The organism is Pseudotamlana agarivorans (assembly GCF_001642835.1).
Taxonomy (GTDB): Bacteria; Bacteroidota; Bacteroidia; order Flavobacteriales; family Flavobacteriaceae; genus Pseudotamlana; species Pseudotamlana agarivorans.
The window spans coordinates 253,533-265,208 of sequence record NZ_LXEI01000003.1; the positions used below are offsets into that span (position 1 = coordinate 253,533).

5 protein-coding genes are annotated in these 11,676 nt (G+C 34.3%); all 5 read left to right on the top strand.

What is annotated here, in order from left to right:
* Nucleotides 1-67 precede the first annotated feature (67 nt).
* The 5 genes from A6I66_RS06900 (at nucleotide 68) to A6I66_RS06920 (ending at nucleotide 11,666) form a co-directional block, all read left to right on the top strand.
* Nucleotides 68-2,425, top strand: a complete 2,358-nt coding sequence (locus A6I66_RS06900) for a chondroitinase-B domain-containing protein (protein ID WP_245683439.1) — start codon at nucleotides 68-70, stop codon at nucleotides 2,423-2,425.
* A 340-nt stretch (nucleotides 2,426-2,765) separates the two neighbouring features.
* The gene (locus A6I66_RS06905; RefSeq protein ID WP_067146996.1) at nucleotides 2,766-5,048 is read left to right on the top strand and encodes a heparinase II/III domain-containing protein; all 2,283 of its coding nucleotides are present in this window, start codon (nucleotides 2,766-2,768) and stop codon (nucleotides 5,046-5,048) included.
* Nucleotides 5,049-5,689: 641 nt separating this feature from the next.
* The gene (locus A6I66_RS06910) at nucleotides 5,690-8,905 is read left to right on the top strand and encodes a SusC/RagA family TonB-linked outer membrane protein (protein WP_067146998.1); all 3,216 of its coding nucleotides are present in this window, start codon (nucleotides 5,690-5,692) and stop codon (nucleotides 8,903-8,905) included.
* Between the two features lie 6 nt (nucleotides 8,906-8,911).
* Entirely contained in the window at nucleotides 8,912-10,459 is a 1,548-nt protein-coding gene (locus A6I66_RS06915) for a RagB/SusD family nutrient uptake outer membrane protein (RefSeq protein ID WP_067147000.1), read from the top strand.
* 13 nt (nucleotides 10,460-10,472) lie between these two features.
* A complete protein-coding gene (locus A6I66_RS06920) occupies nucleotides 10,473-11,666 on the top strand; it encodes a hypothetical protein (protein ID WP_245683440.1) in 1,194 nt (397 codons plus the stop codon).
* Nucleotides 11,667-11,676: the final 10 nt, after the last annotated feature.

Consider the following 11,676-nt stretch of genomic DNA (forward strand, 5'->3'; position numbering starts at 1 on the left):
ATTTGATTTTATTTGATAATCAATATGTCATACCTTTAAATGCGGAATAATCTTAATTAATAGCGTAATGAATAAATTTAAAATGAAAAATGTTCAACATTGTCTAAAAGTAAAAACAGTTTTATTGTTAGCAGTTTTGTTTTTAAGTCTTGGTTGTAAGGAGAAATCGGCAAAGGTTTCATCATCTAACGTAAGTGATATTGAGGCCTTAAACTCTGCTATAAAAGAAGCTAAACCAGGTGATGTTATTGTCATGTCTAATGGGGTATGGAAAGATGTTCAAATTAAGTTTCGAGGAAAAGGAACAAAAGATAATCCCATAACTATTAAGGCTGAAACGGCTGGTAAAGTTTCTATTGAAGGTGAATCATATTTGAAGTTCGGCGGTGAATACTTGGTTGCGGAAGGCTTACATTTTCAAAACGGTCATTCACCATCAAGCTCGGTGGTTGATTTTAGAATTAATGAAGACGAAATTGCATTTAATTGTAGCTTAACCAATTCTGTGATTGAAGACTTTAACCAGTTACATCGCGATGAAACCGATTTATGGGTTCAGTTTTGGGGTAGACATAACACGTTAAGTAACTGTTATATCGCTGGAAAAACCAATCGCGGACCTACAGTGCGTGTTAACCTAGAAGGTATAGAGAGTACCAATAATTTCCATCAAATTGTAAATAACCATTTCGGGCCTCGCCCAAGAAAAGGTGGTGCAAGTGCCGAAACCATTCAAATAGGAAATAGTTTTACCTCTATGGCGCCTAGTTATACTATGGTGGCTAATAACCTTTTTGAAGAATGTAATGGTGAAGTAGAGATCATTTCAAGTAAAACCAATTTTAACGAGTTTAGAAATAATGTTTTCTATAATAGTGAAGGATCTTTAGTAACGCGTCATGGTAATTACTGCATCATCGATGGTAACTATTTTATTAACGATAGTGGAAACACCAATGTAGGTGGTATTAGAATAGTAAATTCTGGTCACTGGGTGACAAACAATTACTTTTTTAACATTAAAGGTGAAAGTTTTAGATCGGCGTTAGCTGTGATGAATGGAATACCTAAATCACCTCAAAACCGATACAATCAGGTAACCGATGTGGTTGTGGCTTACAATACTTATGTAGACTGTGTGTCGCCATGGCAATTTGGTGTGGGAACAAATATTTCTCAAAAAGATGTGTTGCCTAAATCTGAAATTAGATCGGCAAGAGCTATTAGAACGACTGTAGCAAACAATGTTATTTACAATGAAGTTGGTGATGCCTCTCCTGTTTTTGAGCATGATAAAGCCGATGGTGTTTTATTTAAAAGTAATGTAATTGATAATCAAGGTGTCGAATTTAATAATTTTGATGGTGGTATTGTTGCGGCTTCACTTGAGCTTAAAAAAATATCAGATAATATTTTAATTCCTACTGGGGTTCCTAGTGATGTTGAGCCTTATGAAGGCTTCGACTTTAATACCATAACAAAAGATTTATTTGGTCAATCGCGTGAGGAAAATAATAGTGTTGGTGCTGTTTTAAGTGCCGATGTGCCAAATCCTAATATTTTAGATAAAACCAAATATGGTGCTAATTGGTACTCTAATGAGGTGCAATCTAAAGAGGCTGTAACGCATAGTGTTGCTTCAGTTGATGCTCTACAGAAGCAAATTGATGCTGCGGAAAATGGCGATGTTATTGCACTTGCTTCAGGGGTATATGAGTTAGACGCTTCTTTAAAAATCAACAAGACAATAACTATTAATTCTCCTGCAGAAGGAAAAGCTGAAATTGTATTTTCTGGTGCTGCTGATACACCTGTTTTTGAGTTAAACCCAAAAGGAAACTTAACGCTAAATAATGTTGTGTTAAAAGGTAATGGTGAGAATTATGCTTTTGCAACCTTAAAAGAAAACATGTCTAATCACTTTGGGTTAGCGGTTTCTAATTGTGATATAAGTGGTTTTGCTTATGCGCTAAGGGTTTATAGAGAAGCTTATGCAGAAACGATTACCTTCGATAAAACTGCTTTTGATAATTGTGCTAATGGTCTAGAATTGTCTGAGGAAACTTTAGATAAGGGAGATTATAACACCGAATATTTAACCATTACCGACTGTACGTTTAATGCGATTAAGCAAAATGTGGTCGATTATTATAGAGGTGGTTACGATGAATCTACTATTGGTGGAAACTTATTAATCGCGAATTGTACCTTTACAAACTCTGGTGGTGCTGAAAAGAATAAAACCTTATTAAATCACCGCGGTATTGTAAATGTTAATATCAAGGATAATACCTTTAAAAATAACCCTGTTAAGTTTGTATCGGTGTTATGGGGTGCTAAAAATAATGAGCATTCAAATAATACCATATCTAATTCAGGGGAAATTAAAGTTCAAGAGAACTTAGAAATGACACTTATGTATTAAAAGTTAATTTGAGTTAGTAACTAAAGGTTTTGTATTGGTGTAATGCTAGTGCAAAACCTTTTCTGTTTTATAGAAATTCTGAGAATTAGGAATAAATAATAGTATTTAGAAGTTAAGGTTTGTTGTTTTTAGTTTAAACCGGTTTTGTTGAGAATTTGGTAATTGAAAACTGGTTTTAAGTCTTGATTTTGATTATTTAACAGTATTTGCTTGTTAAAATCAACATGTTAACGCTAAAGGTTTGGTGTAAGTGAGAATTTATGACTATATTTGGGCAACCAATCTGGTAAACCAAACTGGTTTCCGGTATAAACTAAAGTGAATAATTATAAAGATACGAATGATAATTAATAAAAAAACAATTATTAGTGCTTTTCTTAGTGTTTTTCTGCTAGGACTTATGTTTTCTTGTGAAAATCAAAATGAAACTTCAGGTGAAAAACAATCGTCTCCAAGTAAGGGGAGTCACCCCAAACTAATAATCACAAAGGCTGGGGTAGAAAAGATCCGTGCTGAGTTGGGTAATATTCCAATTTTTGATGCCTCTCTTCAAATAGCCAAAGATGAAGTTGATGCAGAAATAGCCTCAGGCATAGATACGCCGCTTCCAAAGGATTTTTCTGGTGGATATACTCATGAGCGTCATAAACGTAATTTCTTCATGTTAGAGAAAGCGGGTCTATTATATCAGATTTTAGATGACGAAAAATACGCTAAGTATGTTAAAGATATGTTGTTTCAATATGAAGCCATGTATAAGGACTTACCTGTGCATCCTCAAACGCGTTCATATGCTAGAGGGAAATTGTTTTGGCAATGTTTAAATGATTCTAACTGGTTGGTTTATGCAAGTCAAGGATACGATTGTATTTACGATTACTTGTCCGCTGAAGAAAGAGCTAAATTGGAAAATAACCTTTTCAGACCTTTTGCCGATTTTATTTCTATAGGAAATCCGCAATTTTATAACCGTGTTCATAACCATAGTACTTGGGGAAATGCTGCTGTGGGTATGATTGCTTTAGTTATGGATGATGATGAGTTATTACATCGTGCACTATATGGTATCGAGGATGATGGCATTGATGCCAATGCTAAAGATAATGATGGTGGTTATATTAAAAATGAAGACGGTAAGGCAGGTTTTTTAGCTAATTTAGAAGAGCCTTTTTCTCCAGACGGGTATTATACTGAAGGGCCGTATTACCAGCGTTATGCCATGTATCCGTTTTTAATTTTTTCTGAAGCCTTAAATAATGTAAAGCCAGAGCTTAAAATATTTGAGCATAAAAATGGAGTGCTATTAAAAGCAGTAAATGCGCTTTTAAACCTATCTGATGCCGATGGTGACTTTTTTCCATTAAACGATGGGCAAAAGGGAATGTCATATTATTCTAAAGAATTGGTGACGGCTGTAGATATCGCTTATTTACATGGTTCTAAAAATCCAGAATTGTTAAGTATTGCAGAAAAGCAAAACCGAGTGTTGTTAGATGATTCTGGTTTGGCAGTTGCTTTGGGTATAAAGGAAGGTGCTGCAAAGCCCTTTGAGAAGAAGTCTATTAATTTTAGTGATGGGCCGCTAGGTAAACAAGGTGGTGTTGCTATTTTAAGAGACAATGATGTAGAGGTCGTTTTTAAATATGCGGCTCAAGGTTTAAGTCACGGACATTACGATAAATTATCTTTTTCGATGTATGAGTCTGGTCAGGAAGTTATTCAAGATTATGGTTTAGCACGATTTGTTAACATCGAACAAAAAGGAGGAGGTAATTATTTAAAAGAAAATAAAACTTGGGCTAAGCAAAGTATTGCTCATAATACCATCATTCAAAATGAAGGAAGTCATTTTAATGGTAAGTATGATATTGGTTCACAACACCACTCCGAACTAAGCTTTTACGATTTTGATAAAGATGGTATTAAAGTGGTAAGTGCACATGAAGCGAATGCATACCCAGGTACGATGCTTAAGCGTACTATGGCACTGATTAGTGATCCTGGTTTCGAACAGCCTTATGTTTTGGATATTATGGCTGTGACTTCGAATCAAACGAATCAGTATGATTTTCCATATTACTACTTAGGTCAGGTTATGGAAACCAATTTTGAATATACCACACCTGAAATACTTAAGCCTTTAGGAGCTAAACACGGGTATCAGCATTTATTTGTTGAAGGCCATGGTAAAGCTAACGATGGCAACGCGAAGTTGTCGTGGTATCATGCGGGACGTTTCCATACCATAACAACCGTGACAAATGCTCAAGATGAAGTGTTTTTTACAAGAATTGGAGCTAATGATCCGGAGTTTAATTTGCGCAAGGAACCTGGGTTTATGATTAGAAAAAATAAAGTAAAAGATGCTGTTTTTGCATCTGTTATCGAGTCTCATGGTAGTTATAGTCCTGTATCGGAAAACGCGGTAAACTCTCATAGTCATATTGCAGAAGTCAAAGTGGTTTATAATGATGCTGATTATACGGCTATCTCGATAAAAGATATTCAAGGAAATATTAAAACATTTATTGTTTGCAATAATGAAGTTTCAAATGAGAAACAACACGAATTAGTAATAAACGGTAGTACATTTCAGTGGACTGGATCGTATTACTTTAATTAGTAAATAAAAAATGATTATGGAAACATTTAGAGACATTAAACAATTTCTATTCCGATTTGATATTCGGTATCAGGGTAATTTACGAAGGCGTAGCATAGCGAATTTCGCATTTGAATTGCCTTAGTAGTCATGATTTATTTTTAAGGAAAGGGGCCTGACTTCGTTTTAAGGGGAAATTGTTTTTTTTTTAATTGCCTATAACAGAGAAGGGTTAGGGTTTTGTTAATTTTATAGTTAGCATTTTCACAATTATTGACTAGTGTAAATGATAATACTGTTAAAAATCAAAATTATTTTGCTGTTAACATAATTTAACATATATTTGGTGAACCAAATTGGTAAACCAAACTGGTTTGCGTCAACTAAATTAAATGTATAACTCTTTCTTAAAAATTATTTCTAGCATGAATTTATCGTAAAAAAAAGGAAAGGTTTGCGCCTTCTTTTTTAATGTTTACTTCTTATAGGAGGGAAGTAAATCAAAATTCACTCCAATTATCTAGTATTAATATGAACTCTCACAGTTATAATTTTTGTTAACAATTCATATTAGTTTTAGTAGGGGTAAAAAAATGCAGCTTAAGTGGTTATGTGCTTGAGTTGTAGTTAACTATACTATTTTAAACATAAAAAAACCAATTATGAATTTAAAGAATAAATTAGCTCTAGTTGTGATATTGCTTTTTAGCATCACGGCAATTGCCCAAAGTGGAATTGTTCTGAAAGGAACCGTGGTGTCTGCAGAAGACGGTATTCCAATTCCGGGTGTAAATGTTATCGTTGTGGGTACTACAAGGGGTACTACAACAGATTTCGATGGTAACTACGAAATTAATGTGGAGCAAGGTGAGGCAGTGCAGTACTCTTATTTAGGGTTCGTGTCTCAAACCAAACTTGTTAGTGGAAGTGGTCCATTAAATATTTCGTTAAGTGAAGATGTATCTCAGCTTGACGAAGTCGTGGTTATTGGTTATGGTGATCAAAAAGAAAAAGATATCACCAGTGCCTTAACCAAAGTTGATTCCAAAGAAATTCAAGACCGTTCAGTAGCTCGTGTTGAAAGTGCGCTTCAAGGTAAAGTTGCAGGTTTGAGAATTCAAACTACAAGTACAGAGGCTGGTGGAGATCCTAAAATCACATTAAGGGGACCAGGTTCTATTACAGGTTCATCTGCGCCACTTATTGTTATAGATGGTGTGGTAATAGGAACCGATCCAGATATTTTAGGCTCTATTGATAATAACAATATCGAGTCTTTAAGTGTTTTAAAAGATGCTTCTTCGGTTGCTATCTACGGTTCTCGTGGTGCGAATGGTGTTATTTTAGTGACCTTAAAAGAAGGTGTTGTTGGTCAAACAAAATTCTCGTATAACACGTTTACTGGATATAAGTTTACTAAGAATAATGAAAACTTCAATACGACCATTGCTGATGAGCGTGCGAGGTTAAATAGTTTGTCAGGAGAAGTTGCTGCTATTCCAGTTACAAGCCCAAGATATGCTGATATTAATAGATATTATGATACAGCTTATGCTGAACTTGAGGCTATGGAATTTATCGCATCATTAGGTGATGGCGAACAAAACTGGCAAGATGAGATTTTTAATGGCGGTGTTATTAAAAGTCACTCTTTAGCAGTTAGAGGTGGTACAGAATTAACTAGTTATACAGGTTCTATTGGGTATCTTGAGGATGAAGGTGTGGTTTTAGGAGATAATTTTCAGAAACTTAATGCAAGAATCAAGATAGATAGTAAATCTAAAAACAAGAAAATTAAATTTGGTGCTAATATTAGTGCAAACTATAACGACCAAAAAAGAGTACCTACTAGATTTACTGATCCTTTAAGACAATACGGTCATTTACCTCTTTATTTAAATGAAGAGCATATGAAGTATATTACACAAGGTGATCCAGGAGATGCTGGTTTTCAGTTTGAAAATATAGGGGTAGGTAGCTACGGATTCTCTAGAGCTTTTGATCACGTGTTTACACAAGATCCAGACAATCCAAGAGCTATTAATAGAGATCCAGTTACAGGACTTCCAACTGTAAGTCCTTTAACTTCTGGAGGTTTAACTTTATCTACTACTAAAAACGTACATCCTTTAGTTCATTATTTAGAAAGAGACCGTATCAAAAGGAAGTTGAACTTAAACACTTCTGCTTATATGGATTTCAAATTAGCAAAGGGACTTAACTTCAGACAATCTATTTCTGGTGTTTTCAGAACTGGTAAAAATAATAACAACGATTATTTTTACGGTCAAGAAAATAGAGATCAAGAGGCATTTCGTTTTGAATCTAGAGATGAAATGAACCAATACGCTATTGAGTCACTTCTTAAATATAATAGAAGTTTTGGAAAACATAATTTCAACTCAGTATTTGGTTTTGAATATACAGAAAGACACTTCTACTATCAAGAAACTGAAGCTGTAGGTTATACTAACGATTTCAATAATAATATTGCTATTGCAGATGCTGGTATTTCATATACAGATAATGGTATGGATAAGTTAGTATCATATTTCGGAAGAATTGATTATAACTATAACGAGAAATATTTACTACAACTTTCGGCTCGTACTGATGGTAGTACAAGATTTGGTACTAACACAAGATACGGATTTTTCCCAGCAGCTTCTGCAGGTTGGATTCTTTCAAAGGAGGACTTCTTATCTAATAGTGATGTCATTAGTTTCTTAAAATTAAGAGCGAGTTATGGTATTTCTGGTTCTAATGAAATTGATAATAACATATTCAACTCACTTTACCGATTTGAAGAGTCATTCAGTACTATAAGTTATCAAGGATTGTCTGGTGTAAAAGCTATTACACTAGCGAATCAAGATTTAGGATGGGAGCAATTAGTAGAGTTTAACCCTGGTCTTGATGTTACTTTTGGACGAAACCTATTTACTTTAGGTGTAGATTATTATACTAGAAGTAGTAAAGACTTAATCCTATTCGCGCCTGTTTCAGGAGTATATGGAGCTGATAACTGGCTTCAAAATATTGGAGAGGTGAAAAATGAAGGTGTTGAAATTGAAGTAGGTTCAAGAATTTATACGTCAGAAAATTTAAGTTGGAAAGCTTCAGGTAACTTTTCTTTAAACAGAAACGAAGTAGTGAGTTTAGGTAATAACGATCAGATTCTTTCAAGAATTGATCAAGACACTAGACCTACAGAATTTATTGCTCGTGTTGGTCAACCTATAACATCTTTTTATGGTTGGGTTTATGAGAAGGAAATGCCTTTAGAATGGGTAGATAATCCTTTTAATAGATTTAATAATGATTATGCTCACGTTTACGTAAAAGATTTAAATGGTGATGGTATTATCGATGGTGATGATAGAACGGAACTAGGTAATCCTTATCCAGATTTTATGTGGGGTTTAAATTCTGAACTTGTTTACAAAAACTTTGATTTTGGATTCCAATTCCAAGGATCTCATGGAGGTGAAGTTAGGGTTGCAGATTTAGATCAAATGTATTACGCTAGTGAGTCTGCTGTAAATGCAGTTTCAAGTTTCGTAGACAGAGATTTATTAGTACACAGAAGATATACTGATGATCATATTCAAGATGCTTCTTTCGTAGCTTTAAGAAATTTAACATTAGGTTTTACTGTACCAGAATCATTTACTACAAAGTATAACATTGATAAATTAAGATTATATATAACTGGTGAGAATTTATTATACTTTACTGCTGCAGATTACGAAGGGTTTAACCCAGAAGCTGCTGGTCAAACATCTGATAATGCCAATACGCCTTTAACAGCAGGTTACCAAAGAGGTGATGGTCCAGTAATAAAAACTATTTCAGCAGGGATTAACTTTAATTTTTAATTAATTATGAAAAAGATATATAAAAATATTATAGCTTGTTTTTCAGTCGCTGCTTTATTAACGGGTTGTGCTGAAGAATTAGACTTAACAAATCCAACAGCACTTTCTATAGAAGAGCTGTTAGAAACCGACAACGGGTTTGAATTTTTAGCGAATGGAGTGCTTGATGCTTATCAAAAAATTCCAGCTAATGAGTTTTTATTAACAGAACTTAGATCGGATAACGTAAGAGCAAATTCTGAAAATGGAAACTATCCAGATTTTAATGCTTACGATATCGATCCAAATAACGGTGATGTTGCTACGTATTATTCTAACAATTATGCTGTTATAAAGCATGCAAATACGATTATAGATAACCGTTTTCTTGCACCTGAAGAATATCAATATGCCGTTGGTGAAGCTTACTTTATGCGTGCATTAGCTCACTTTAATTTAGTGAGAGCTTATCAAAACATTCCTTATGTTGATAAGGTGTTAGATGTTACTAAAGATGAGGCTTTAGATTATCCACAATTACCTGAAGCAGATGTTTATGCTAAAATAATTGAAGATTTTAAAACGTCAATCGCTTATTTAAGTGGTGTAGAACAAAATAGATACCGCCCTTCAGCAGGTGCTGCTATTTGTTTAACAGCTAAAGCGTATTTAAGTCAACCAAATCCTAACTATTCTGAAGCAGAATTATTATTAGCTTCTGTTGTTGATAATCATGATGATTACGATTATCGTTTAATTACATCGCCTAATGAGAATATTCCAATTTTTGATCATTATGCTAAATTAATTGACAATTATGGTCATGTATTTGGAAATGCATTAGATAGCAACGGATTCACAGATGGTGTTCCTGATGGTGCATGGGTTAATAGTCCTGCACGTGAAATTAACGATGAAGTTATTTTTGCCATCGCTTATGAGTTAGCATTAAGTGATAATTATGTAACAAGTGATAGTGATTTAAACAGTCAGGTACAAACAGATTCAGAATCATTTAGTTTTGCTATGACTTTACAAGGGCCATCTAATGGTGTAAACATTGCTACTTTAGATTTCTTAACTGTAATGACTCCAGAATTACAACCAGTAAGATTTTATGGAAGTATTGATCCTTTATCTTATAACCCTTCTATTCCTACAAACGATACCTTTAGTGCTAAGTTCCCTACTGCAGGAGAAATTGGCGATAACGATTGGATCGTTTTAAGATATGCAGATGTGTTATTGTTATATGCTGAAGCTATTTTAGCAGGAAATAACAGTACAACCGATTCTAGAGCAGTATCGGCATTTAATGAAGTGCGTCAAAGAGCAGGGTTAGATCCAGAAGTAGAAGTTACAAAACAAGCTTTATTAGACGAGAGACGCGTTGAGTTTGTATACGAAAACCAACGTTTATACGATTTAATTCGTTTTGGTGAAGCTGATAACGTTTTACAAAAGTTCTCAGACGATAACAGTTTATTCTACACAAGTCCAAAGAAATACCTTCCTTTCCCACAAAGAGAGCGAGATAACTTACCTAATTTTTACGATCAAAATGATGGATACTAAAAACCTAAAAATTATGAAAAAATATTTGTTTAATGTGAGGTATGTCGCAGCAGTTGCATTGTTATCTTTTGCATCTTGTGTTAATGATGATTTACCAGATGTTGGAGATTTAGAAGATATAACAGGACCAACACCTTTTTATAGTTTTAGCGATGTGTCTTCTTCAGAATTCGATTGTAATGATGTCGAGTTATCTGCCAATTATGATTATTTCTTTCAAGCTGGAACAAATTTAGCTGTGAACGGAACGCAATATGATTGGACGGTTACCCCAGATACAGGATTAGTTCTTATTAATAAAGATTTACCAATCTTACAACAAAGTATCGATGCTGCTGATGCTACTGTTGTTGGTATTCAATCTGAAATTGATAAATTGGAATTTAAAATACCTTGTGAATCTGATCCTGCTAAAAAAGCAGTAATGGAACAAGAAGTCATTAAGTTGAAAGCACAAAAAGCCGTAGCAGAAGCTTCTCGAAGTGAAGAAACTATAGCTCTTATTGCTTACTACAACGAACAAATTGACAATCTTCCTGAAGGTACTTTGCAAGATCGTGAAGTTATATTCGGATTCCCTGGACCAGGTGTTTACGATGTAAGTTTAAAAGTGACAGATAACCTTGGGAAATCTGATGTAACACTAAAAACAATTACGGTTGATCAAGCTGTACCTACGGTACCAGTACCTGAAATTTCTGAAGCAGGTTTCGAGGATAATGATTTATTTGATGGTTCTGGTGATGGTAGAGATTCATGGAGAGTTCCTAGTAATGCTGCTTGGAGTCCTCTTGGTGGTGGAACTACAGTACCTCAAATTAACTCTAATTCAGAGTTAGGATCTGTGCCAGAAGGCTTACAGTCTGCTAAATTCCCATCAGGTGGAGATAGAGTTGCTTACCAAGAGATTGAAGTGACACCAGGTGCGACTTATGTGATTTCTTATTTCACAGCATTTAACCTAGATAGCCCTGGCGAAATGACGTTATCAATCCTTACACCTAATACATCGTCTTATGCAGAATCGTTATTAACTTCTAATATTATTGCATCTAGAACAGAAAGTAATGATGGAAGAATAGCTGATGTATTTAAGAAACATGCCATTACTTTTGAGGCAGGTACTAATGAATCTGTGATAATTTTCGCAACTAATTCAGGTGATGAATACAGATTAGACGCTTTTGAAATTTCAGTAAAAAATTAAAACTAAACTA